General features: G+C 58.6%; 22 protein-coding genes and 1 tRNA gene. 11 read left to right on the top strand and 12 right to left on the bottom strand.

Features of this window, described 5'->3' with window-relative positions; genetic code table 11:
- Positions 1-26 precede the first annotated feature (26 nt).
- Positions 27-278 carry a DinI family protein gene (locus tag I6L46_RS07330; RefSeq protein WP_005352362.1) on the top strand — a complete coding sequence of 84 codons (252 nt, stop codon included), beginning with the start codon at positions 27-29 and terminating at the stop codon, positions 276-278.
- 176 nt (positions 279-454) lie between these two features.
- Here the strand turns inward: I6L46_RS07330 and I6L46_RS07325 are convergent, their stop codons facing one another.
- The 5 genes from I6L46_RS07325 to dcuC all read right to left on the bottom strand — a co-directional run bounded on the left by I6L46_RS07325 (position 455) and on the right by dcuC (position 6,916).
- Positions 455-1,318, bottom strand: a complete 864-nt coding sequence (locus tag I6L46_RS07325; protein ID WP_216977760.1) for a DUF2927 domain-containing protein — start codon at positions 1,316-1,318, stop codon at positions 455-457.
- Positions 1,319-1,344: 26 nt separating this feature from the next.
- A complete protein-coding gene (locus tag I6L46_RS07320; protein ID WP_139732206.1) occupies positions 1,345-1,848 on the bottom strand; it encodes a M48 family metallopeptidase in 504 nt (167 codons plus the stop codon).
- A 144-nt stretch (positions 1,849-1,992) separates the two neighbouring features.
- A complete protein-coding gene (locus tag I6L46_RS07315) occupies positions 1,993-3,636 on the bottom strand; it encodes a hypothetical protein (RefSeq protein WP_216977759.1) in 1,644 nt (547 codons plus the stop codon).
- A gap of 189 nt (positions 3,637-3,825) precedes the next feature.
- Positions 3,826-5,472, bottom strand: coding sequence for a bifunctional UDP-sugar hydrolase/5'-nucleotidase (locus I6L46_RS07310; RefSeq protein WP_216977758.1), 1,647 nt, complete (start codon positions 5,470-5,472; stop codon positions 3,826-3,828).
- Between the two features lie 91 nt (positions 5,473-5,563).
- The gene (gene dcuC / locus I6L46_RS07305) at positions 5,564-6,916 is read right to left on the bottom strand and encodes an anaerobic C4-dicarboxylate transporter DcuC (RefSeq protein WP_216977757.1); all 1,353 of its coding nucleotides are present in this window, start codon (positions 6,914-6,916) and stop codon (positions 5,564-5,566) included.
- 195 nt (positions 6,917-7,111) lie between these two features.
- On the opposite strand from dcuC, the gene I6L46_RS07300 reads away from it, so the two are divergent.
- Together I6L46_RS07300 and I6L46_RS07295 are read left to right on the top strand one after the other, a co-directional pair.
- A complete protein-coding gene (locus I6L46_RS07300; RefSeq protein ID WP_069555799.1) occupies positions 7,112-7,576 on the top strand; it encodes a hypothetical protein in 465 nt (154 codons plus the stop codon).
- 183 nt (positions 7,577-7,759) lie between these two features.
- Positions 7,760-8,356 carry a DUF922 domain-containing protein gene (locus tag I6L46_RS07295; RefSeq protein ID WP_047438590.1) on the top strand — a complete coding sequence of 199 codons (597 nt, stop codon included), beginning with the start codon at positions 7,760-7,762 and terminating at the stop codon, positions 8,354-8,356.
- A gap of 95 nt (positions 8,357-8,451) precedes the next feature.
- On the opposite strand, the gene mnmC is transcribed toward I6L46_RS07295, so the two are convergent.
- Positions 8,452-10,470, bottom strand: coding sequence for a bifunctional tRNA (5-methylaminomethyl-2-thiouridine)(34)-methyltransferase MnmD/FAD-dependent 5-carboxymethylaminomethyl-2-thiouridine(34) oxidoreductase MnmC (mnmC, locus tag I6L46_RS07290; RefSeq protein ID WP_216977756.1), 2,019 nt, complete (start codon positions 10,468-10,470; stop codon positions 8,452-8,454).
- A gap of 90 nt (positions 10,471-10,560) precedes the next feature.
- On the opposite strand from mnmC, the gene fabB reads away from it, so the two are divergent.
- On the top strand, positions 10,561-11,772 hold the full coding sequence (fabB, locus tag I6L46_RS07285) for a beta-ketoacyl-ACP synthase I (protein WP_005336905.1): 1,212 nt from the start codon (positions 10,561-10,563) through the stop codon (positions 11,770-11,772).
- A gap of 64 nt (positions 11,773-11,836) precedes the next feature.
- Here the strand turns inward: fabB and I6L46_RS07280 are convergent, their stop codons facing one another.
- From I6L46_RS07280 to I6L46_RS07270, 3 genes are all read right to left on the bottom strand, one after another.
- Positions 11,837-12,007, bottom strand: coding sequence for a hypothetical protein (locus I6L46_RS07280; protein ID WP_216977755.1), 171 nt, complete (start codon positions 12,005-12,007; stop codon positions 11,837-11,839).
- A gap of 96 nt (positions 12,008-12,103) precedes the next feature.
- Entirely contained in the window at positions 12,104-13,789 is a 1,686-nt protein-coding gene (locus I6L46_RS07275; RefSeq protein WP_204483453.1) for an aspartate:alanine antiporter, read from the bottom strand.
- Positions 13,790-14,562: 773 nt separating this feature from the next.
- A tRNA-Asn gene (locus I6L46_RS07270) sits at positions 14,563-14,638 on the bottom strand.
- 133 nt (positions 14,639-14,771) lie between these two features.
- On the opposite strand from I6L46_RS07270, the gene uvrB reads away from it, so the two are divergent.
- The 3 genes from uvrB (at position 14,772) to I6L46_RS07255 (ending at position 17,865) form a co-directional block, all read left to right on the top strand.
- The gene (gene uvrB, locus I6L46_RS07265) at positions 14,772-16,784 is read left to right on the top strand and encodes an excinuclease ABC subunit UvrB (RefSeq protein WP_216977754.1); all 2,013 of its coding nucleotides are present in this window, start codon (positions 14,772-14,774) and stop codon (positions 16,782-16,784) included.
- Complete coding sequence (locus I6L46_RS07260) at positions 16,781-17,038, top strand: YkvA family protein (RefSeq protein ID WP_005360976.1); 258 nt, start codon at positions 16,781-16,783, stop codon at positions 17,036-17,038. The genes uvrB and I6L46_RS07260 overlap by 4 nt, the downstream gene beginning before the upstream one ends.
- A gap of 179 nt (positions 17,039-17,217) precedes the next feature.
- Positions 17,218-17,865 (top strand): DedA family protein, encoded by a 648-nt coding sequence (locus tag I6L46_RS07255; RefSeq protein WP_041202713.1) that lies wholly within the window; start codon positions 17,218-17,220, stop codon positions 17,863-17,865.
- A gap of 70 nt (positions 17,866-17,935) precedes the next feature.
- Here I6L46_RS07255 and I6L46_RS07250 read toward each other — a convergent pair.
- The 3 genes from I6L46_RS07250 to nhaB all read right to left on the bottom strand — a co-directional run bounded on the left by I6L46_RS07250 (position 17,936) and on the right by nhaB (position 21,470).
- A protein-coding gene (locus tag I6L46_RS07250; RefSeq protein ID WP_216977659.1) for an IS3 family transposase occupies positions 17,936-19,155 on the bottom strand; the annotation gives its coding sequence in 2 pieces (ribosomal slippage) (positions 17,936-18,807 and positions 18,807-19,155; 1,221 coding nt in all).
- A 114-nt stretch (positions 19,156-19,269) separates the two neighbouring features.
- Entirely contained in the window at positions 19,270-19,791 is a 522-nt protein-coding gene (dsbB, locus tag I6L46_RS07245; protein ID WP_005336895.1) for a disulfide bond formation protein DsbB, read from the bottom strand.
- 98 nt (positions 19,792-19,889) lie between these two features.
- Positions 19,890-21,470 (bottom strand): sodium/proton antiporter NhaB, encoded by a 1,581-nt coding sequence (nhaB, locus tag I6L46_RS07240; RefSeq protein ID WP_216977753.1) that lies wholly within the window; start codon positions 21,468-21,470, stop codon positions 19,890-19,892.
- 333 nt (positions 21,471-21,803) lie between these two features.
- Here nhaB and fadR point away from each other — a divergent pair, with 333 nt between their 5' ends.
- From fadR to I6L46_RS07220, 4 genes are all read left to right on the top strand, one after another.
- Positions 21,804-22,517, top strand: a complete 714-nt coding sequence (fadR, locus tag I6L46_RS07235; protein ID WP_026034983.1) for a fatty acid metabolism transcriptional regulator FadR — start codon at positions 21,804-21,806, stop codon at positions 22,515-22,517.
- A 265-nt stretch (positions 22,518-22,782) separates the two neighbouring features.
- Entirely contained in the window at positions 22,783-22,923 is a 141-nt protein-coding gene (locus I6L46_RS07230) for a TIGR02808 family protein (protein ID WP_005345965.1), read from the top strand.
- A 179-nt stretch (positions 22,924-23,102) separates the two neighbouring features.
- Positions 23,103-23,660 (top strand): YaeQ family protein, encoded by a 558-nt coding sequence (locus tag I6L46_RS07225; RefSeq protein ID WP_042055890.1) that lies wholly within the window; start codon positions 23,103-23,105, stop codon positions 23,658-23,660.
- Between the two features lie 12 nt (positions 23,661-23,672).
- The gene (locus tag I6L46_RS07220) at positions 23,673-24,557 is read left to right on the top strand and encodes an AEC family transporter (RefSeq protein ID WP_005345962.1); all 885 of its coding nucleotides are present in this window, start codon (positions 23,673-23,675) and stop codon (positions 24,555-24,557) included.
- Positions 24,558-24,563 lie beyond the last annotated feature (6 nt).

Below are 24,563 nucleotides of genomic sequence, written 5' to 3'. Positions count from 1 at the left end.
AGTTATAAATCATGGAGAAGTTTCCTATGCGTCTTGAAATCATCATCGACAGAAAACATCAGATCCCGACCTCGACCATGGAGGCGCTGCGTCAGGAGCTGCTCAAGCAGCTTGGCGAAAAATTTCCCGACATCCATGTGCGGGTCGCGCCGGGCAGTGCCATGGCCCTGACCGTCAGCCGTGCCAGCAAGGAAGACAAAGAGCTGGCCGAAGCCATGGTGCAGGAGGTGTGGGAGAACGCCGACAGCTGGATGCCGGAAGAGAACGTCGCCTCCTGATCCCGCACTGTCAGTGGATAACTCGGGCGTTGGATAAATGGGTTGCGGATAAACGTGCTTGCCCGCTACTGATCCGCCGCTCCCCGGACAACAAAAAAACGCAGCCAGGTGGCTGCGTTTTTTTGTTGGTGATGAGCTCGCGGTGGCTTGTCTGGCTCTGGGTTGAGCCAGGCCCGTTACAACCCCGCCCAGCTTTTCAGGCTCTGCTGCTGCACCCGGCGGTTGGCTTCGCGGATCTCCCCCCTAGCGCGCAGGTCGGCCAGCGCAATGGGCAGTGCGGCGCGGATCTCGTCACTGCTCATTCCGGCTTTGAGGGCCGGGTGATAGGCCATCTTGAGCAGCACATAGTCCAGCCCGGTCAAAAAGCTGTCGATGCTGTTGTCATTGAAGATGGAGGGAAACACCTTGTCCGAGTCGTTGGGCAGCCCCATCACCTGGGTGAACTCCTCCACCACGCAGTCGAGAAAGCGTCCCTTGGCCCGGCTGTAGTCTACCGGAATGATGATGGTGGCACGGCTGATCTCGTGTTTCGCATTGGTTGCGAAGTTGGCAAGGCAGAGCCCCTCCTTGAGCGCCATCTTGACCGATGGATCGTCCCCCATGGTGCGGTTGGCCCAGCTCTTCATCTTGCTGTAGTCGGTCATGATCAGGGTGAGGTTGGGCTTTGCGGCCACCATGCTGATGGGGTGGCCGGTGATGCGGGCCAGATGGGCCGCCTGTACTTTCACCACGTCGGCCTGCAGCGGCTTGTCACCCGACTCGTTGATAAGTTGCAGCCGGATCGGCTGCTGCCAGCGGGCAAAACGGGTCTGCCTGGCTTCGCCATACTCCCGCTCCATGGCGATGGCCATAAAGCTCTCGACCAGATAGCTGTCGCTCTGCCAGCGCTCATCGGCACGGGCGCTGTGGCCCGCGAGCAGAAGCAGCAGCGCCAGCAGCCCGCGTGACGCGCGGCAGGGATGGGCAGCGCGGCCCAAGCTGGCCATTACCAAAGTGGCAATAAAGCGGGTGGCACCAAAGGGGATGGCGGCAAATGACATGTTTCCTCCCTGAAACGGTTGTCAGCCTAGCGGTTGGCCTTGTCGATATCGCGCCAGGTGAGCCAGAGCCTGAGATCAAACTCCAGTTGATGATAGTCGGGCTCCATGTGCTGGCAGAGCTGGTAGAAGCTCTTGTTGTGATCCTTCTCTTTGATATGGGCCAGCTCGTGCACCACGATCATTTTCAGGAACGGGGGCGGCGCCTCCTTGAACAGGGCGGCGATGCGGATCTCGTTCTTGGCCTTGAGCTTGCTGCCCTGCACCCGGCTGACGTAGGTGTGCAGGCCGAGGGCATCCTTGATCACATTGATCTTGCCATCGAACACCACCTTTGACAGGGGCGCCGAGCTCTTGAGATAGCGGTTTTTCAGCTCCATGGTGAAGGCGAGCAGCGCCTTGTCGCTCTGGATCTGGTGGCTTTCCGGATAGCGTTTGGCCAGCATGTCGCCAAGTTTGCCTGCCGCGATCAGCTGCTGTACCTGTGCCTTGAGGGGGTCGGGATAGCCGCCCAGATAAGTTAGTTCCGCCATGGTGTCACTCGTTACATCAAAAAGAGCGTCATTGTAGTTATCTCGGGCGGGCTTGCCTACTGCGGGCCGTCGCTGCAAGGGGCTTTGGCGCAAGAAAAAGGGCGGCCATTGCAACAATGGCCACCCTGCGGGGCGTATTGACGATCAGCGTCGGCGATAGAGACCCGGATCCACCTCTTCGTAGTGGCTAGTCAGGTATTGATAGAAGGCGAGATGGGAAGGGGAGCTCGGTTTTTTCAGCTCCTCGCTCACCCGATCCGGCTTGGCGATGATGAACTTCGGAGTCTGGCGCTGGATATCGGCCAGCACCCGCTCGCGCACGTCATAGGGCGGATTGACGTTGGCAAAGAAGAGGTAGGCGGATGCTGGCTGGCGATCGGTCCAGAGATAGTATTGCGGCTGGATGCCATCGACCCAGATCTTGTCGCTCGGGACTGTCTCGGCCTTGATGCGATCAACCCGTACCTGCGCCGCCGGATTGAAGGGGCGACCCTTGAGGGTGCCTTCCCAGGCGTTGTTGATCATCAGCAGCAGCATGGCCAGCGTTGCCAGCCAGGGGGTGGCACTGCGCACATCCCAGGCTCGCCAGAGGGGGATGAGGATCAGCACCGGCAGCGCCCACAGCAGGCTGGTGCCGAGCACCTCGTTGACCCGCTCGAGGGACCACTCCTTGGTGCTCCAGCCAAAGGCGAGCTGCTGGGCCAGCAGCCAGCTGGCAGTGAGCACCACCAGCGAGATGCAGAGCAGGCCGATCGCATCAGCCTGCTGTTCGCTGCGATCCAGCAATACCGCCAGCGGCAGCACCGCCAGTTGCAGATAGAGCACGTCGTAGTGATCGAACACATGGCCGGAGACCGAGTTGGCGATCAGGGTAAACAGCATCCCAAACAGGGTCGCCAGCAGTGCGGGCAGATACCACTCCTGACGGCGGCTCAGCATCAGAATGATGAAGGCGGGCAGCAGCATCACAAGGCCTGTGCGCAGCAGGCCGACGGCGCCCACCATGGGGGAGAAGCCATTGCCGTAGCTCCCTTCGAAGAAGATGTCGAAGGCGTAGTATTTGAAGGCCGCCAGCAGATCATGCTGCTGGAAGTAGGCGTAAAGCGGGCCGCCAATCAGCGCCAGCCCCAGCAGGCTGGAGATGAGCAGCAAGATAGCATCACGCCACTTCTCATGCAGACACCAGTGGCAGAACAGCACCAGATACCAGGCCCCCCAGAAGGCGCCGTTGTTGGTGCGCATCCAAGCGACGATGGCGAAGGTAAGGGCCGCCACCAGTGCCGGCCACCAGCGAAATCCCTTGTCCAGCAGCAGGGTAATGAAGGCCCACTGGGCGATGAGGGCGAGGTGGAAGGTCCAGTCCTCAGTCATGTTGCCGTAGTAGTAACGGGTGCCGTAGAGAGCCAGCACCGCCAGCATGGCGCCAAGGCGCGCCTTGAACGAGAGTCCGAGCTGGGCAAAGGCCTGCCAGCTGGCTAGCAGTCCGAGCCAGCATAGCACCCACTCCAGCGCCCAGATCCCGACAAATCCCCCCATTCGATAGCCCAGCGCGTCGAGAGCGAAGATCATCGGCCCCTTGATGTCGATCATGTCGCGATAGAGCACGCCCCCTTCGCTCCACATCTTGCCCATCACCGCGAACAGCGAGGCATCAAAGCCCGGCGCCATGGCGTGGAAGAGCGGGTTGCGCAGACAGAAGAGCAGCGCCAGCAGGGCGGTCAACAGCACGATGGCTGGCTTGATACCCGGGTTGACGCGAGGGGGAGTGAAACGGATGGAGTGATTCATGAAGTCGCCTGTTCCTGCAGCTGGTCTTGAAAGCGGGCCTATCTTGCCGAGCTAGTGAGTGCGATGCAATGGGGCAGGCCCGTGTGGGGCAAATATTCTCGAAAAAGCCCGGTTCTTGCAGGGAACCGGGCGCTGGCTGCGGCAATATTGGCCGTCAGGGGGATGTGGCAAAGCCATTCCCCCTCTGCATCAATGGAGGTACTCAACCAAGGGCGGCTGCGCTTCCAGTGTCGGCAGGTGGCGAGCCCAGCGGATAAAGGCGTCGGCCAGGGTGATGCCGAGCTCCTGATTGTGCTGGGTCAGGGTACGCGCCAGTGCGGTGTAGCCCTCCTTGCCGGAGGCGGTATAGGCGCTCGACACTCCGCGATAGACCTGTTCGGCATGGACCGCTTGCCACTGGCCGGGGGCGGCTTCCCACTCCAGTCGGGTGATGCGCTGACCCTTGGGCCGATCGGCCTGATAGGTGAAGCGCACCCCCGCGGTGTAGGGGAAGCTGCCGTTGCCATTGCCGACCACGCCGTTGTTGGTGGCGTTGTCGATGGCATTCTCCAGCGCTTCCGCCAACTCGTGACCGTGCACCCGATAGAGGGTGAGGGGAATGGCAAACGGCAGCAGGCGACCGGCGATATCTGCTTCGCTCAGGGGGCCCGGCTCCAGCGAGCAGCGCACGCCGCCAGCATTGTGCAGGGCAAAGTCCACCTCGCCTACCTGTTCACGGGCGGCGGTCAGCATGGCGCGGGCCACCAGCGGGGCGAGCTGGCTGCCGTGGGGCAGGGTGGCATCCGGCAGCCGCTGATGGGGCAGTGGCGCCGCCAGCCGGGTGACGATGCGCTGGCTCATGGTCTCTATCTCAGGCCGATAGCGTTTGGCCAGATGTTGTTCAAGCTGTGGATCCGGCTCGCAGAAGGTGAGCCCGACAGGTGGCGTGGAGGCAAACGGCCAGGGCTGCCAGGGGAGCCACTCCAGCTGCCCCTGACTCCGCACAACACGGCCTGCCTCATCGAAGGTGAGCTCGCAGACACCGAGGCAGAGGGCGCTGTGGCCAGCGTGCAAAATGGCCACTCCGTTGTTCATCAGCGGATAGCTGCCTTCGCTTGGCAGACCCAGCGGCGCGAGATCGCCGAGCAGGCTGTGGGTATGGCCACCGATGATGAGACTGAGCTCGGGGAAGCGCTCTGCCAGCAGCTTGTCCTGATCCAGCCCGAGGTGGCTCAGCAGCACGATATGCTGGATCCCTTCGCACCTGATCTCCCGCAACACTTTAGTGAGGGTCTCGGCGACCGCGTGGAAACGGGTGTGGGGATCCGGGTTGGCGATGGCAGCCATCTGGGCGAGGGTGATGCCGAGCAGCGCAAAGGGAACCCCATCGATCACCCGGCGATGCCAGGGCTGATGGGCGTCGTAGAGGTGGGGAATATCCCACAGCCCAAGCGGCGTGTCGGCAGGCTCCTGACTGTTATCCAGATTGGCGGCCAGCACCGGAAAATCGAGCTGGCGCAAGAACTCCACCAGCGGGCCATTGCCCAGATCGAACTCGTGGTTGCCGAGCACCATGGCATCGGGGGCCAGCATGGCGAGCAGGTCGGCGTTGGCGCGCCCTTTGAAGCGGTTGAAATAGAGAGAGCCCTGAAAGGAGTCGCCACCGTGCAGAAACAGAAAACGCTGGCCGGCTGCTGCGGCTTTGGCACGCAGTTGGGTCAGTCGGGTCAGGATCCGGGCATAACCGCCGCACTGGGTGCGCCATTGGCCTTCACCGACAGGGGAGAAGCTCATGGGCGCGCCATCGAAGTGGGAGTGGCAATCACTGAAATGGGCAAGTTGAACCGTAATACTCATCTCGGTCCTCCTTAGGGGGAAAATGAGCACCGAGTCTACTGCAAAGGGGGGGGAGGATACCAGCCCGGCAGGGTGCCGGGCTGGTCAGCGATCAGGCGGGTACCATGATCTGGGTGGCGACGATCACCACCAGCAGGCCGACGGCGACCGGCATACTGGTGCGCTTGACCACCTCGAACGGCGAGAGCTTGCCCATCCCGGCACAGGCGACCACCACCCCGGATACCGGCGAAATGGTGCGACCCAGGTTGGAGGCTTGCAGCATCGGGATCACCAGATAGGCCGGATTGATGCCAAGGCTGCTGGCCAGGTTGGGGATCAGCTCCACGAAGGCGTAGAAGGGGGCATTGCCCGAGCCGGTGGTGAAGGCGGCCAGGGTGGTGATCACCACCAGTGACAGCATCATGATCAGGCCACCCGAACCGAGATCCTGCGCGTGAGCAAGCAGAGTGTCGATAAAGCCGATGGTCATCAGACCCTGGGCGAAGACACCGGCACCGACCAGCAGCATGACCACACCGGCAAAGGCGTCAGCCATGTTGCGCCAGCAGACCTGCAGACCGTCCAGCAGCTCCTTGCCATTGCGGATCCGCACCAGCTCCAGAAGGCTGGCCAACACCATGCACATGACGATGATGGTGACGATATCCAGCTGCGGACCCCATTTGCCGTCAAACACCAGCACCCCGATGATAGGGGTAAAGGGCAGGATGGCGTAGAAAGCGGGGGCGGTAGTCACCAGATCACCCGGGGCGACCGGCTCGTTGAGCTCACCGGATTTCTGGTCAAGGTAGCGCTGCCAGAAGAAGTGGGTCACCGCCATGCAGGCGATCGCCACCAGCGAGATGGGCAGGGTCAGCTTGAAGGCAAAATCCAGCAGCGGCATGTTGGCGGCCTGAGCGGCCATCACCACGTCCCCTGAGGTGGGTGCCAGAATGATGGCGGCTGGCGAGGCGCACACGGCCGCAGCCGCACCACGGGAGATCCCCATGTTGACCATCAGCGGGAACAGGGTTGCCATCAGCAGCACGCCGAGGCCGGTAGCGGAGCTGACCGCCAGCGACATGGCGCAGGCCACCAGATAGGCAGCCACCAGCAGGATATAGGGGGACTTGATGATGCCGAGCGGTTTGCTGGCCAGCTTGACCAGAATGGTGTTGGCGCCGATATGGCTCATGTAGCCGGCGAAGCCGCACAGCACCATGATCAGCATCCCCAGTCCACCGCCACGGTCATTGAGCAGGAAGCGGACGTATTCGAAGATATCGGTTGCGATATAACCGGTGCTGACCACCTTGCTCGGCAGTACCGGCTTGCCCATCATGGCGGTGATGACCAGCAGCAGTAAGCCGCCGCTCAACAGCACCCCGGTCGCGGAGTATCCTTTGAAAATGGCACGGCCCACCACCAGGGTGACCAGGGTGCCAACGATGAGTTCCAGCATATGTTGCCTTCTGATTGGATGAGAGTGGAGGGAGTCTATTCCGATAGGGGTAGAGTGGCGACTGGAAACAGGATGTTGTGTGAGCTAAATCAACGTTTAACCCCATGAACAGAATTAAAGAAAGGTAAAGGTACTTTACCCAGCGGGTTTGGCTACCTACCCTTGCCAGCCTTGGTTGTCTTTTGAGGCTTTTATATGGTGGTTGGTGATTTTTCAGGCATTAAACGCTCTATTTTCCTGCTTGCGATGCTATTTTCACCTACTTGCGTGTTTGCGGTAACCAATGACGGTTTTCATCAAACCGGTCCTCATCAGGCGGTCGCCATGCGGCGTCTCATGGCTCCTCACTCTTACGGCGTACTGGTGGTTGCCGAGGGGAACAGACCCCGTTTTGCCGCGTTGGCATCCAAAACCACCGAAGCAAACTGCCTGGCCCGTCATGCCATCCGGGTAGATGGGGTTGCGCTGCTGGTCACCCCGAGATTCTATGCCAAAGAGGGAAAACGGGGACTTTGCGAGCTGTGGCTCAATGAGGGGGCAGATCAGGACTTTTTTGCCAACCGCCTTAAAAATGATCATTTTATTCAGATAGATGGTCATGACATCAATGTGAAAAACTATCACCTCGACTGGCAGCGCATCAGCCGTCATGCTCAATAAAAATACAGTTTTGCCCTTGTGCCATACTCTGCTCACGCAACCTGTGAGCGTGCTCTGATTTCTGGGCGCATCATTGTATTGCGCCGCCTCGTCGTCACACATAGGCTATACCCGTCATCTGTGTGGCGGTGGGGTTCACCAAGGTTGGTACTCCGCCCGTGCAATCAAGGAAGGTAGTCTGGCATGGTCAGCAAGGTTTATGGAGTAGTGGGGGTCGGGTTGTTGCTGTTGCCCCTGATGAGTCAGGCTCAGCCGAGCCGGCCGCAAGTGGTGCCAGAGTCCCGCATCAATGTCCGTTTTTATGAGGTCAATGCAACCAGTCCGGAGCAGCTTGCCCGGGCGATTGCCCAGAGTGCTCCCAAGGTGAATGGCAAGCCCGTACTCGGCAAGGCGAGTTATCAAGTGGACTGGCAGCTGGATACCGAGCAGTTGCCGGGGCGCTGCCAGCTCAACCGGGTGACGGTGACCACCAACGCCACTGTGTTGCTGCCCCGCTGGCGTCAGAGCGCGAACAGTAACGATCCTGCCCGCCAGCGCTGGGGGCGGCTGCTCTCCAGCATGTTTGACTACGAATCTCGCTTCAAGGAGATGGTGCTGCAGGGGGCAAATCAGGTGGGTGGCGCGATTGCGGGATTACCCGGTCATGCAGATTGCCAGGCGCTGCGCTATGCCGCGTGGGCAGCAGGTAGTGGTGAGCTGAACAAGGTCAGGGGACGGCTCGACGGATTCCAGCGTCAGACAGGTTACGGCGAACAGCTCGGGGTGCACTGGCCCAAGTAAGCGCTATCTCAAGACGCAATATCCAGCATCGCACGATTTGATAAATAGAATGGCCGCCCGATGGGCGGCCATTCTATTTGTTTGCAGAGTCCGGTTTAGACCAGCGCTTTGCCTTTGAGCAGCTTGCGTACCCAGTAACGGGCCGGGTGGAGCACTTCCAGCAGATCGGCGGCCAGCGGCAGGGGCTCGCCGCAGATCTCGCTGGCGAGCAGCTCGCCACAGAGCGGCGCCGAGCAGAGGCCCCGTGAGCCGAGCGCCCCCAGCACATAGAGACCGGGATGGAGGGGGAGCGGCTGGGCGTTGTGCTGATCATGCTGCAGCTGCGCATAGTGATCCGCCAGACCTTGCAATCTGGCCACTGGCCCCACCACCGGCAGGTGATCCCGGCTGGCACAACGCACCCCTACGCGCGCCTCGTTGCCACTCACATCCACTTCGGCGGGCCAGGTTTGCTCCGGCAGGCAGGCTTGCAACCGCACCTGATTCTGGATTTGCTCCTCGGCACGAAACTCAAGGCTGCTCTGGTTGCGGCCATAACTGGCGCCGATGCAGTGTTGATCGTTGTGCATAGGTGTGAGGTAGCCATCGTAGCAGAGCACGGTCTTGAGCTGACGCAAGCTGGCCGTGGTCGGCACATGGCTCACCTGACCGCGCACCGGATAGAGGGGCAGCTCGGCAAAGGGGAGCATTGCTGGCAATTGGTGACCGGCAGCGACCACCAGATTGGGGGCCTGCCAGTGGCGGCCATCCTGGCTTTCTACTTGCCAGCCATCGGCCTGCTCGGCAATGGCGCTTACTTGGGTGTGGTACTCCACCTGCAGCAGACCACTGGCTTGTGCTTCTTTGATTGCAGCGCGGGTGAGATCCGCAGGGCAGAGCCAGCCCCCCAGCGGGTAACTGACGCCGCTGTGGCCGCAGGGCAGGCCAACCACCTGCTCTACCTCTGCTGTAGAGAGGGGATGCATCAGCTCGGACGGGAAGGGGCCCTGGCTCATTTTCGCCAACTTGGCTGCCGATTTGTCGTCATAACCGAGCTGGGTCACTCCGCATAATTCGAAAGCGATAGGATGGCGTTCGGCCAACGCCAGTAGCCGTTGGCGGGCATAGCCAAAAGCGAGCGAATAGAAGCGTGATAGCGCATCGTGCTCGCCGTTAAGCAGTGGATAAAGCGCACCCTGGCGGTTGCCGGAGGCGCCGGTGGCCGGTTCGCCATCTGCACACAGCAACGTCACCTTGCGGCCCCGCTCCACCAGAGAGAGCGCCGTCATGGCCGAGGCAATGCCGCCGCCGATGATCACTACCTCGCCAGCGCGCCCGGCAGGACGGGCATACCAGGGGGCGATGGTCTGCTGCGGCTGCTTGTCGGTGCGATCCCCCACCAGCATCTCCCGCTTGCTACCGTGGCCCTTCACCTTCTTCATGGCAAAACCGGCGGCAATCAGGCCGCGACGGACAAAACCGGCACAGGTAAAGGTGGCGATGGAGCAATCGGGACGGGCGAGGCGAGCGAGACCATCAAACAGCTCCTGTGTCCACATCTCCGGGTTCTTGGCCGGGGAGAAACCATCCAGATACCAGGCATCCACCAGCCCCTCTGCCCAGTGAGGCACCTGCGGCATCATATCCTTGATGTCGCCAAACCAGAGATCGAGGTGAATGCGGCCGCCCGCAAAATGCAGGCGGTGGCAACCGGAGACCGGCTGCGGCCATTGGGCAACAAGATCCTGACTCAAGTGGCCAAGTTCAGGCCAGGCGGCCAGCGCTTTACGCAGATCGTCTTGGGTCAGGGGGTATTTCTCGAAACTGATGAAGTGCAGACGGGAGCCGTTGCCGGATTGAGGCGCCTGTTCCAGGAAGGCTTGCATTGTCGCCAGAAAGTTAAGGCCTGTGCCGAAACCTGTTTCACCTATCACGAAACTGTCACTATCGTGGTGCGAAAATCGCGCAGGTAGCCGGTTTTGCTGCAAAAAGACGTAGCGGGTTTCACTTAGACCGTTATCATTGGAAAAGTACACATCCCCGAAGTCACTGGAGACAGGAGTTCCCGCTTCATTCCAGTCCAATCGGGCATGATGTAAGGATGTTTGACTCACGTTTTCCTCGGCTCGCGTCACAAAATCGCGGGCATTCTACGTGAAAGCAGACCAGTTTGGCAGCCGAAAGCGGGTAGACTTGGCGCCAGTTTTTCCAGACGAGATGAATTAATGAGAAGAGCAGTGATCACCGGTATCGGCGTCATCTCCAGTATCGGCAACAACAAGGAAGAAGTGCTGGCCTCCCTGAAAGCAGGTAAATCCGGCATCACCTATTCCGAGCAGTTCGAGCAGCACAACCTGCGCAGCCGTGTCTGGGGTAACATCAAACTCGATCCGTCTGAACTGATCGACCGTAAAGTCATGCGTTTCATGGGCGACGCTGCGGCCTACGCCTACCTCTCCATGCAGCAGGCCATTGAAGATGCCGGTCTGGCGGAAGATCAGGTCTCCAACGAGCGTACCGGCCTGGTGGTCGGTTCAGGTGGTGCCTCCGGCAAGAACACCTCGGAATCTGTGGACATCGCCCGTGAGAAAGGGGTCAAGCGTGTGGGCCCTTACATGGTGCCGCGCACCATGTCTTCCACCACCTCTGCTTGCCTGGCGACCCCGTTCCAGATCAAGGGTGTCAACTACTCCATCAGCTCAGCTTGCGCCACCTCTGCTCATTGCATCGGTCACGCGCTTGAGCTGATCCAGCTTGGCAAACAGGATGTGGTCTTCGCTGGTGGCGGTGAAGAGCTGGACTGGTCCTCTACCATCCAGTTTGACGCCATGGGTGCCCTCTCCACCAAGTACAACGACACGCCGGAAAAAGCGTCCCGTACCTATGATGCGAACCGCGATGGTTTCGTTATCTCCGGTGGCGGCGGCATTCTGGTGATCGAAGAGCTGGAACATGCGCTGGCGCGTGGTGCTCACATCTATGCCGAGCTGACTGGCTACGGTGCTACCTCCGATGGCTATGACATGGTCGCGCCGAGCGGTGAAGGCGCAGTGCGTTGCATGAAGATGGCGATGCAGGGTGTGGGCAAGGTTGATTACATCAACACCCACGGCACCTCCACTCCGGTGGGTGATACCAAAGAGCTGGAAGCTATCCAGACTCTGTTTGGCGCCAACGGTCCCAAGATCTCCGCAACCAAGGCGATGACTGGTCATGCGCTGGGCGCTGCCGGCGTGCACGAGGCTGTCTACTCCCTGCTGATGATGGAACACGGCTTTATCGCCCCCAGCATAAACATCGAGACCCTGGACGAGAAGGCTGAAGGTCTGCCCATCGTGCGCGAGTACGAAGCGGCCGAACTCAACACCGTCATGTCCAACAGCTTCGGCTTTGGCGGTACCAACGCCTCCCTGGTGTTCAGCAAGTTCAAAGCATGATCATCCGGTTGATATGAAAAAAGCGCCTCAGGGCGCTTTTTTTGTTTCCGTGATCTGCCATCACTCATTGCAGAGCAGAGCAGAGCAGAGCAGAGCAGAGCAGAGCAGAGCAGAGCAGAGCAGAGCAGAGCAGAGCAGAGCAGAGCAGAGCAGAGCAGAGCAGAGCAGAGCAGAGCAACAACCATTGTGGGTTAGGGGGCAGACAGCGCAGATGGTTGGTGTCAGATGAGATCACACCAATGAGCCAGCTCCGCATCTTGGGAGAAAGGCAGATAGCAAGAAGGGAGCCTGAGGCTCCCTTCTTTGTTAGCGGTAACTTGATGGCTGCTGGTTAGAACCAGAAGCCGATGATAAAGGAGCCTGCCAGCGTCAGCATCACGTTGGCCACCGCATAGGTACCTGCGTAGCCAAGCGCCGGAATGGAGCTGTTGGCGGCTTCGTTGACCACATCCATGGCGGGGGCGCAGGTACGGGCACCTGTGATGGCGCCAAGCAGCAGGGCCGGGTTCATCTTCAATACCCAGACCCCGAACAGGTAACCGACCAGCACCGGCAGGGTAGTGACCAGCATGCCGGAGAAGAGCACCACGGCACCCACTTCGCTCAGGTGGTCCAGAATGCCGCCACCCGCCTTGAGACCGGTGCTCACCATAAAGACCGCGAGACCAAGATCCTTGGCAAGTCGCAGGGCGCCCGGGGGCACGTAGCCGACCGTCGGGTGGTTGGCCCGCAGATACCCCATCAGAATGCCTGCCAGCAGCAGACCGACCGCGTTGCCGAGACCAAACTCGATCTGACCGAACACCAGCGAAACGGAGCCGATCAGCAGGCCGAGCACGAAGAAGGTGGTGAAGGCCACCAGATCCGTGGTCTGGCTGTGGATGCTGATAAAGCCGATCTTGTTGGCCAGCAGTTTGACCCGCTGCTTCTCGCCGCTGATCTGCAACACGTCGCCCTTTTGCAGCATGATGTTGCGATCGAACGGCATCTCGATCTGGGAGCGCACCACCCGGTTGAGGAAGCACCCTTTCTCGGTGAGGTTGAGCTCCACCAGATGGCGGCCTACCACGGAGTCATTCTTTACCACTATCTCTTCGGTGACGATCTGCAGGTCAAGCAGGTTGCGGTCGAACACCTCTTTACCGTTGCGGTAGTTTACGTCCAGCTTCTCGTGGCTCTCGGGATAGCCCACCAGGGCGATTTCGTCCCCTTCCTGAATAACGGCATCGCCATCGGGGCTGGCCAGAATGCCGTTACGGCGGATCCGCTCTACATAGCAACCGGTATGGGGATAGATGCCGGTCTCTCGCAGGGTACGACCACCTATCCAGGCTGCCAGCTCAGGGCCAACCCGATAGGCGCGGATGATGGGCAGATAGGTCTTGCGACTCTCGCTGTCGGAGAGACCCCGCTCACGGGCGATTTTTTGCGCTTCGGTATTAAGGTCGAGGCGTGCCAGCGAGGGGAGGTAGCGCACCACCAGCATCAGGCCCACCAGACCCACCAGATAGGTCAGGGCGTAGCCGATGCCCATGTTGTCGAGCACCGCCTGCATATCGGTCTGATGGGGCAGGTTGAGCAGACCGCTGCGCAAGGCATCCTGGGCACCTACCAGCGCCGGGGTCGAGGTGAGGGAACCCGCTAGGATCCCCGCCGCCATGCCCGGTCCCAGATTGAAGAACTTGGCGAGCCCCACCGTCAGCAACAGGGCGGTCAGCAAGATCACCAGGGTGAGAGTGATGTAGTGGATGCCGTCGCGCAGGAAGACGCTGAAGAAGTGAGGGCCCGCCTCGATCCCCACACAGAAGATGAACAGCATAAAGCCGACGTTTTCTGTGGTGGCAGTAAACTCGAAGCCCATCTGGCCGAACAGCAGGGCGGTAAACAGCACACCTATGGTGTTGCCAATCTGAAAGTTGCCAATTCGCACCTTGCCCAGCAGCAGGCCGAAGGCCAATACCACGAACAGCAGCAGGGAGTCGCTTTGATGTAGCAGTGTCACGAAATCTATGGTCATGCCCGGAAAAACCGAGGAAAAAAGTGGGGCCGATATTGTGCCGTATCTATCACTAATAAAGAAGCATAAGGGGGGATTAATCGGAAGTTATCGGACGCTATTTAATCAGCAGGCGGCGGGATAAGGGGAGCATCGGAAAAAAGCAGGTGATTTTTGCTCTCCTTCCCGTTGTCAATTAGTGAAACATGCTGGTTGCAGCCGGGCTTGCACTGTCATGGGTGAGATTTTAGATTCTGCTGTCTAGCGCTTCGCCACAGATCGGTTTCAGCAGATTCAACCTGGGGATCTCTTGGTCGTAAAAGAGTCAAATGACGAGATACTAGCGTCATTCCCATATGGGGAAAGGGCTGGCAAAAAGATATCTCCGGAAAGTGCCAATAGAGCCTGTTAATCAACAGTTACAGAGGGTGGGACAAAACAGAATAAAATCAGGTTAGCCTGTAAAATGGTCTCCTGTTGCAGGGGATAACAGGCAATCCCGCGTCCTGACAGGGCTTGCTGCACTTACCCACAGAATCTGTGGATAACCCTGTTTATGAAACTTGTTCATCGCCCTGAAAGCCGCGCCAGTACTGGGATGCAAGGGCTGTTCAAAAAATACCGGAAGAAAAATGTTTGTATAAAAATCAAATAGTTAGATGCGACAGGAGAAAACTCTGTCGAGCCGGGACGGGTAACAAAAGGGAGCGTCAGCAGCAAGAAGGAGCTTGTGCATTAAAATTGGCAGGAGAGGGCACTAAAGTGGATAACTTGCACCGAGATGGTGAGGAATTTGGCTCCCCCGACTGGACTTGAACCAGTGACATACGGATTAACAGTCCGCCGTTCTACCGACTGAACTACGGGGGAACATCAGGCAAGGAGGAGCATCATACAGAAGGTGTCCTGGGTGGTCAAGCCATTCGCGGGATGATGGCACGGGTGTACCGCTGCCAAACCCTCGGTTACACTGCTCCTCTGCTGTTTTGTGTCGGGAGTGTTCATGAGCAAATTGTTCAAGTTAGCCAGCCAGTTTCAACCCGCCGGGGATCAGCCCGCGGCGATTGCCCAACTGCTGGATGGCATCGAGTCGGGGCTGGCTCATCAGACCCTGCTAGGGGTGACTGGTTCGGGCAAGACCTTCACCATGGCCAACGTCATCGCCACCTTGAACCGCCCGACCATGATCCTGGCTCCCAACAAGACCCTGGCCGCCCAGCTCTATGGCGAGATGAAGGAGTTCTTCCCCGACAACGCGGTGGAGTATTTCGTCTCCTACTACGACTACTACCAGCCCGAAGCCTATGTGCCGACCACCGACACCTTTATAGAGAAGGATGCCTCGATCAACGATCACATCGAGCAGATGCGATTGTCGGCCACCAAGGCGCTGCTGGAGCGGCGCGACGTGGTGATCGTCGCCTCGGTGTCGGCCATCTATGGTCTGGGGGATCCCCAAGCTTATCTGAGCATGATGCTGCATCTCAAAGTGGGGGATGTGATCAACCAGCGGGATATCCTGCGTCGCCTTGCCGAGCTGCAGTACACCCGCAACGACATGGCGTTTCAACGCGGTACTTTCCGGGTGCGGGGGGAGGTGATCGACATCTACCCCGCCGAATCGGACAAGCTGGCCCTGCGGGTAGAACTCTTTGATGAAGAGGTGGAGCGCCTCTCCCAGTTCGACCCGCTGACCGGCGCTATCGAGCAGACGGTAGTGCGCTACACCATCTACCCCAAGACCCACTACGCTACCCCGCGCGAGACCATTCTGGGGGCTATCGAGCATATCAAGGAGGAGCTGCGCAGTCGCCGCGAGCAGCTGTTGTCCCTCAACAAGCTGGTTGAAGAGCAGCGCATCAGCCAGCGTACCCAGTTCGACATGGAGATGATGCAGGAACTGGGTTACTGCTCCGGCATCGAGAACTACAGCCGCTACCTCTCCGGCCGTGCGCCGGGGGAGCCACCGCCCACCCTGTTTGACTATCTGCCGGGGGACGGCCTGCTCATCATCGACGAGTCCCACGTGACCGTGCCGCAGATTGGCGCCATGTTCAAAGGGGACCGCTCCCGCAAGGAGACCCTGGTGGAGTACGGCTTCCGGCTCCCCTCGGCGCTGGACAACCGGCCGCTCAAGTTCGACGAATTTGAAGCGCTGATGCCGCAGACGGTGTTTGTTTCGGCGACTCCCGGCCCCTACGAGCTGGAGAAGTCCGGCGGCGATGTGGTGCAGCAGGTTGTGCGCCCAACCGGCCTGCTCGATCCGGAGATCGAGGTACGTCCAGTGACCACGCAGGTGGACGATCTCCTTTCCGAGATCCGCAAGCGGGTCGCCGTCGAGGAGCGGGTGCTGGTCACAACCCTGACCAAGCGGATGGCGGAAGACTTGACCGAGTATCTGGCGGAGCACGAAGTCAAGGTGCGCTATCTCCACTCCGATATCGATACGGTCGAGCGGGTGGAGATCATCCGCGATCTGCGCCTCGGCAAGTTCGATGTGCTGGTGGGCATCAACCTGCTGCGGGAAGGTCTCGACATGCCGGAAGTGTCGCTGGTGGCAATTCTCGATGCAGATAAAGAGGGCTTCCTGCGCTCCACCCGCTCGCTGATCCAGACCATCGGCCGGGCGGCGCGTAACCTCAACGGCAAGGTCATTCTCTACGGCGATACCATCACCAACTCGATGAAGGTCGCCATTGAGGAGACCGAGCGGCGCCGCGCCTTGCAGCATGCCCATAACCTCAAGCATGGCATCACCCCCAAAGGGCTCAACAAATCCATTGGCGATGTGATGGACATGGGAGGCAGCCGCACGGCAGGCAAACCTGGCAAGGGGATGCGCAAGGCGGCCGAGCCGCAAGGGGAGTACCATGTTCGCTCTGCCAGCGAGATTGCCAAAGAGATCAAACGGATGGAGGAGCAGATGTTCCAACATGCCCGTGATCTGGAGTTCGAACAGGCGGCGGCACTACGGGATCAGATCCAGCAGTTGCGCAGCGAGTTGATCGAATCATGAGCCGCAAACGCTGGCTGATTTGGCAACGACTTCGTCGTCTCTATCAGGGTTTTCGCCATCCTGGTACCCCCTGGTGGGCGAGGGGCCTGGTGATCCTTATTCTGCTCTATGGCATCAGTCCAGTGGATCTTATCCCCGACGTGGTGCCCTTGCTGGGTTGGTTCGATGATGTGACCCTGCTGCTGGTGTTGCTATGGGGTTGGGAGCGTTGTTTGCCCCCCGCAGTGCGCAGCGATCTGGAACAGGCCTCCTAGTTCACCTTTTCAACACCACGCTCGACATAACTCTTTGTGCCCCCACCCTCGAAGGAAGCGGAAAAACGGTTTCATTTGAAGGTGGGCGCTGCGGGATGAAAAAGAGGCTGGCCCGGTGATTGTCGCCCGGATGGCATTGGCGTAGACTCCACGCCGTTCACTTTATGGGTATGGAAAAAATGGATCTGATCCTCTTTGCAATCGACTTTATCCTGCACGTTGACGTGCACTTGAAAGAGCTGTTCGAGAACTATGGCGTCTGGGTTTACGCCATCCTGTTTCTGATCATCTTCTGTGAAACCGGGTTGGTAGTGACGCCGTTCCTGCCGGGTGACTCCCTGCTGTTTGCCGCCGGTGCGCTTACTGTGGGCAGCGTGCTGGACGTCCATACCCTGGCGGCCGTGCTGATCATCGCTGCCGTGCTGGGCAACGTGGTCAACTACACCATTGGTCACTTCTTCGGCGAGCAGCTGTTCCGCAACCCGGACTCCAAAATCTTCCGCCGGGATTATCTGGAGAAGACCCACGCCTTCTATGCCAAGCATGGTGGCAAGACCATCATCATCACCCGTTTCCTGCCTATCGTGCGTACCTTTGCGCCGTTCGTGGCAGGGATGGGGGCCATGACCTATCCGCGCTTCCTGGCGTTCAACCTGGTTGGCGGCCTGCTGTGGGTGCTGTCGTTCGTCTATGCGGGCCACTTCTTTGGCAATCTGCCGGTGGTGCGTCACAACTTTACCCTGCTGATCTTCGGCATCATCGGTATCTCCCTGTTGCCCATGGTAATCGGCGCGGTCAAGGCCAAGATGAGTACAGCCAAGGCATAACCAGAAATACGGTCAACCAGGTGTCTAGTCCTGAAATAGGTTTACACATTTTCAACTAGCATTTCTCTACTCAGAACCCCCTATGTACCGCATCGGGGGTTCTGTATTTCAACGCATGATGCGGCCGCTCCGCGTTGTAAATATCTACTGCTTCACGCACCATCTCCCGCGCTTGCGCCAAATCCTGCGGGCTTTGCAACAATAACTCTCCTTTCAAAATCCCGTTCACCCGCTCCGCCAACGCATTCTGATAACAGTCATACCCATCCGTCATCGAGCATTTCACCCCGTACCGTTCATGTAATGATTGATACAGTCCCGAGCAATACTGCACGCCGCGGTCCGAGTGATGGATTAGCTCCCCGCCGCCACGCCGTTGCTTCAGCGCTTTCTTGAACGCCATCGCCACCGATTCGGCATGCATCCCTTCGTGCACGTGATGGCCCACTATCTTGCGTGAGTACGCATCCGTCACCAGGCTCAGGTACAGCGGTCCGCTCCTGGCTGGCAGATAGGTGATATCTGCAACCCAGACCTGCTCCGGGGCCACCGGCGTAACCTGCTCTGGCCCCGCCTTGAGCAAGTTGGGATGACGGTAGAAACGGTGAAAACTGTGGGTGGTCTTGTGATACGCCCGTCTGGGTGGCACCAGCAGGCGGTGCTCGGTCAATATCCGAAACAGCCTGTCCCGCCCGACCTTGAGCCCGTCATCATCCTGACCCTGCAGCAGATAATGCAGCTTGCGAGTGCCCACCCGCGGTTGTCGCAGTCGAACCTGACGCACGAAGCGCACCACCTGCAATCCCTGTGCATGGCGCTCGTCGGCGACCCGATTGCGCTTGTAGTAAGCCTGCCGGCTTATCCCGAGAAACAGGCAAGCCCTGACAATGGTCAGCCTCTCGACTTGCCGCTGCGAGAGGACTTGCCGGGTCGCTTTTTTACGATGGAGACGCCGTAGTCATTCTTCAGTACATCGACGACGGCCTCAAAGAACTGGGCTTTCTGACTCATCAGCGCCAGCTGTTGCTCGAGTTCCTTGATGCGCAGTTCGGGTGTCTGGTTGTCGGGGTCAGGCATGGTGATGCTCCTGCCGGCACGTACAGAAGCCCCCTGGCTCCAATCTTGCCGACCATGTTTACGTAACCATACCAGAATGGTCGAATTGCCCTGAATGCCATATCGGGCTTGTGCTTGCTGGCAACTGAGCTCGCCTTTTTCAATCTGCTCGACCAGTGCCAGTTTAAAAGTCAGTGAGTAATCGCGCTGTGTCCGTTTCACACCTTGTCCCATCGGGTTCTCTATTTATTGGGGGGGAAAGGTGTAAACCATATTCAGGACGGCACAAGGACGAGAAAGAGGGAGCCATAATGGCTCCCCCTTTTTATCTTCACGCGGGCATGACACTCAGTTGCAGCAACGCCCTTTCACCAGATTGCCGATGGCCACCACGGTGAAGACCAACAGGTAAGCGGCGAAGATGACAACCAGCCACTGGGGCATGGAGTAACCGAAGAACTGCCAGGTGATCTGGGCACAATCCCCTTCTGGCATAAAAAGCCAGGGGAGCCACTGATCGAGCGGAGCCCAGCTCGGGAAGTCGGCAAACGGGCTGCAGACGTTGAACGGGGAGGGGTTGACCTGATAGTCCACATGCTTGAGGGCCAGCTGGAAGCCGCGGAAGGCACTGTAGCCCCATAGCAACATGGCACTCCAGCGAACATACCACTTATCCGGCGCCACCATGCCGAGCAGACCGGCGGCCAGCACACCCAGGGTCGCCAACCGTTCGTAAACGCACATCACGCACGGGGAGAGGCCCAGCACATGCTGGAAGAAGAGGGCGCACAACTCGAGGAACAGGGCTGATGCTGCCAACAGACCCCAGGCCAGCCGATGGGCGGCGATACGGCGGAGAAACTCGATCATCTCATTGATCTCTCAGAAAAAACAGTGGCTGAATTAGAGCAGAGCGGAACCGAAAAGAAAAGGGCCCTGAAAGGGCCCTCGGAAACCATCTCAATTGATTAATGCAGCGCCGGCTGTACCGCTGGCAGCGCACTTTCCATCACCAGCCATCCGTGCTGATAGAACCACTCGGTGGCAGGACCAAGCAGCAATTCGACAGAGAAAAAGCCGATCAGCCCCAGCACCAATGTGTAGGGCAGCGCCATCCAGACCATGCGGCCATAGGAGAGGCGCAGCAGCGGCGCCAATGCCGAAGTGAGCATAAACAGGAAAGCGGCCTGACCATTGGGGGTGGCGACCGACGGCAGGTTGGTACCTGTGTTGATGGCTACCGCCAGCAGATCGAACTGGGCGCGGTCGATGGCACCATTGAGCATGGCCGTCTTCACCTCATTGATGTAGACAGTGCCGACAAAGACGTTGTCACTGACCATGGAGAGTAGACCGTTGGCTACATAGAAAAGCGCCAATTGTTGCTCTTGTTCCGCCGAAAGAACCCACTGGATCACCGGCTTGAACAACTGCTGATCGATGATGACGGCGACCACGCTGAAAAACACAGCCAGCAGGGCGGTAAAGGGCAGCGCCTCTTCAAAGGCCTTGCCCAGAGCATGCTCTTCGGTAATACCGGTGAACGAGGTTGCCAGCACGATGACCGAGAGGCCAATCAATCCTACCGCTGCAAGATGCAGAGCCAGGCCGACGATCAACCAGATGGCGATCAGAGCCTGTACCATTAGCTTGGCCTTGTCCTGCTGGGTGCGTTTGGCATTCTCATGCAGGTTGTACTCCTCCATGATGGCGCGCACCGACTCCGGCAATTTGGCTCCATAACCGAACCATCCCATCTTCTCGACCAGCACACAGGTAAGCAAACCGCAAATAAAGACGGGGAGCGAGACGGGGGACATACGAATGGCAAACTCGCCAAAGTGCCAGCCAGCCTGCTCGCCGATGATGAGGTTTTGCGGCTCGCCCACCAGGGTGCAGACACCACCCAGCGCGGTACCGATGGCGGCATGCATCATCAGGCTGCGCAGGAAGGCGCGGAACTGCTCGAGAGCCTGATAGTGGTCTTCCTTTACTTCCTGATCATGGGTGTGGTCATGTGCATGTCCAAATCCCTTGCCGGAAGAGACCTTGTGATAGATGGCATAGAAACCGGTGGCAACGCTGATCACCACGGCAATGACCGTCAGTGCATCGAGAAAAGCTGACAGGAAGGCGGAGACCAGACAGAAGGAGAGGGAGAGCAGGATCTTGGAGCGTACGCCGATCAGCAGCTTGGTGAAGACATAGAGCAGCAACTGTTTCATGAAATAGATACCTGCCACCATAAACACCAGCAGCAGCAGCACTTCGATATTGGCAACCAGCTCATGCTTGACCTGATCGGCGGAGGTCATGCCAATCAGCACGGCTTCGATCGCGAGCAGACCACCCGGTTGCAGGGGGTAGCACTTGAGGGCCATGGCCAGGGTGAAGATAAATTCAACGACCAGCAACCAGCCTGCAATGAAAGGATCAAGGTGGAAGGCGATCGGATTGATCACCAGAAATAGCAAAATGGCGTTTTTGTACCACTGTGGTGCATTGCCCAAGAAGTTCTTGGCGAATGCCTGCCCTAGGCTTATTGGCATGATAATGGGTCTCAACTTTGTTGTTAGGATCTGCTTCTATGCAGTCAAGGATGATTCGACCTGTGCCTCCGGATGTTGGCCTTTATCTGTCTGATTCCTCGTGATTTTAATCAAAAAGCGTGACGATTATAAATGATAGCCGATGGATCTCTGCCCATGTGTCTGTTTTATAACCACCTTGTCGGGGTTGGCCGGCTCCCCTGCGGCGATTAGATACATATTCCCAACACTATATTTGCCATATGTGAGCAGAGGACTGACCTTATGCTTGCCAGCCATCATCGCTTTGATATCATTCGTCAGCCTTTTTACGCATTACAACAGAGTCAATTCATGGTTATAAAAGCGCAGAGCCCAGCTGGGTTTGCCGAGGAATACATCATCGAGTCCATCTGGAACAATCGCTTTCCTCCCGGATCTATTCTGCCCGCCGAGCGTGAATTATCCGAGTTGATCGGGGTGACGCGGACGACCTTGCGGGAAGTGCTGCAGCGACTGGCCCGTGATGGCTGGTTGACCATACAGCATGGCAAGCCGACCAAGGTGAACAATTTCTGGGAAACCTCCGGCCTCAATATTCTGGAGACGTTGGCCCGTCTGGATCAGGACAAGGTACCTGACCTGATAGCTCAGCTGCTTTCCGCCCGTACCCACATCTGCACCATCTTTATCCGCGGGGCGATCCGTCACAATCCGGAACAGGCCGCCGAGATCCTGCGTGGCGCCGATGGGGTCGAGAACAACGCCCAGGCTTATGCCGAGTTCGATTATCGCCTGCACCACCAGCTGGCGTTTGCTTCCGGCAATCCGATCTACGCTTTGATCCTGAACGGTTTCAAAGGGTTGTACAGCCGGGTCGGCAGCTACTACTTCTCCGACAAGCAGGCTCGCGAGACCGCAGATGCCTACTACAAGACCCTGCTCAATCTGGCGGAGACCAAGAACCACGAAGCCGTGTTCATGACGGTGCGTCAGTACGGTATCGAGTCCGGCAAGCTGTGGACCCGCCTGCGTCAGGACATGCCAAGCGATCTGTGCGACAACTGATCCCTTGCCTGTGCTGTCCAAGAAACGCGCCATCCGGCGCGTTTTTTTATTCTGCCGAGTTTGTGTCTATCCTTGATTGGCGGTGGTAATTGCTTGAACTGCATGGATATTTGGCCAAAAAGCTTGATCCAGCGCAAATGAATCCTGCATTTATCACTTTGGTGGCATAGGACCCAACCGCTGATTGAGGTCAAATGGAGTCATCAAGAGCGGAGCCAATATCCGCCAGAAGGAACACACCTTTCACCGGATGAAGGACACAACAATGAGTCTTCTTGAACACACCATCTGGACAGTACTGGGATATGGGGCCATGCCCTTTATCTTTCTGAGCGGATTCGTGGCGGTGGCAGTGACCTGTTGCATGCTGCTGAACGCGTTCGGGGTACAGTCCGCCGAGAAGTGAGTCGCTTCTCCATGCCGCCAAATGCCAGTCTTCGGACTGGCATTTGTTTTTTGTGTCTTTTAAAGCACTTATCCCGGCAGGGAAGGGGAAATCTTTGGTCAGGATGGTCGAACCTGCCGCCGATTTTGATTACACTGGCGCCCGTATTTCCCACTCACCATAGGTGTTCAAGGTTTTCTATGGCTCTCAAGGCAACCGTATTCAAGGCCCAGATCAGTTTGTCTGATATGGATCGCAATCTTTATCAGGACTTCTCCCTCACGCTGGCGCGCCACCCCTCCGAAACCGATGAGCGGATGATGATCCGGCTGGCGGCCTTTGCCTGGCACGCTGCCGAGCGACTGGAATTCACCAAGGGATTGAGCGCCGATGACGAACCCGAGCTCTGGTGCAAGAACTACTCGGACGACATAGAGCTCTGGATCGAGCTGGGCCAACCCGATGAAAAACGGCTGAAAAAGGCCTGTAACCGTGCCCGTCAGGTGGTGCTCTACCTCTACGGTGGTCGTGGCACCAGCGTCTGGTGGAAGCAGAACCAGGGCAAGCTGAGCCAGCATGACAACCTCAGCATCATCGAACTCTCCGACAGCCAGACCCTGCCGCTGACCGCCATGGTCGAGCGCACCATGCAACTCACTTGCACCATTTCCGATGGTCAGCTCTGGGTCAGTAACGGCGCACTGGAAGTGACGCTGGATCCGGTGGTGCTGATGGGCAAACCGGCCCGCGAACTGTAACGGACGCAGCCCATGTTCAGCGCCTTGCTCAATATCGTCATTCCGGTGTTCGGTGTGGTCGGGCTCGGTGCACTCTACGGGCGATTGCGACCGGGGGCTGCGCTCGGTTACGTCAATCGGGCCAATATCGAGCTGTTTACCCCTGCGCTGGTCTTCTCCGCGCTGGTCAAGTATCCGCTGGCGCTGGCGGAGCATCTGCCGCTGATTGCGGCGGGGGCGCTGGTTATTCTGTTACCCGGTCTGCTGCTCGCGCTGCTCAAACTCAAAGGAATTGAGCGGGCAGCGCTGATCTTGCCCGCCATGTTCCGAAATACCGGCAATCTCGGTATCCCCTTGATGGTGCTGGCGTTTGGCGAGCAGCAACTGGGGGCCATCGTGATCCTCTTTGTGCTCTCCAATCTGCTGCACTTTTCGGTCGGCATGTTTATCCTCTCGGCAAATACCTCCCGCTGGCTGTGGCTGCGAAGCCCGGTGCTGTGGGCCGCGCTGGCCGGTTTGCTGGTGGCCAACCTGCATATCACGTTGCCGGAATATGTGGTGACCACGGCCTCGCTGCTCGGCCAGATCTCGGTGCCCCTGATGCTCTTTGCGCTGGGTATTCGCCTGATGGAGGGGGAGCTTGATCACCTTGGCCTCGCGCTCAAGTGCAACCTGCTCTATCTGCTGGCGGGGGGATTGTCGCTGCTGCTGGCGATCTGGCTGTTGCCCCTCAAGACGGAGTGGATCCCGCTGTTGATGTTGTCGGTTTCCTTGCCCCCTGCGGTCTTGAATTACATGCTCTGCGAGCAGTATCACTGTCAGCCGGACAAGGTGGCCAGTATCGTGCTCGGCGGCAATGCCCTCTCTGTGCTGGTGATCCCGCTAGCGGTTTGGTTGGCACTTCATCTGCCTGGCTAAGTCAGA

The organism is Aeromonas sp. FDAARGOS 1416, assembly GCF_019048085.1.
GTDB lineage: Bacteria > Pseudomonadota > Gammaproteobacteria > Enterobacterales > Aeromonadaceae > Aeromonas > Aeromonas veronii.
The sequence above is the reverse complement of the archived record's forward strand: the minus strand, read 5'-3'. Positions and strand labels throughout refer to the sequence as shown.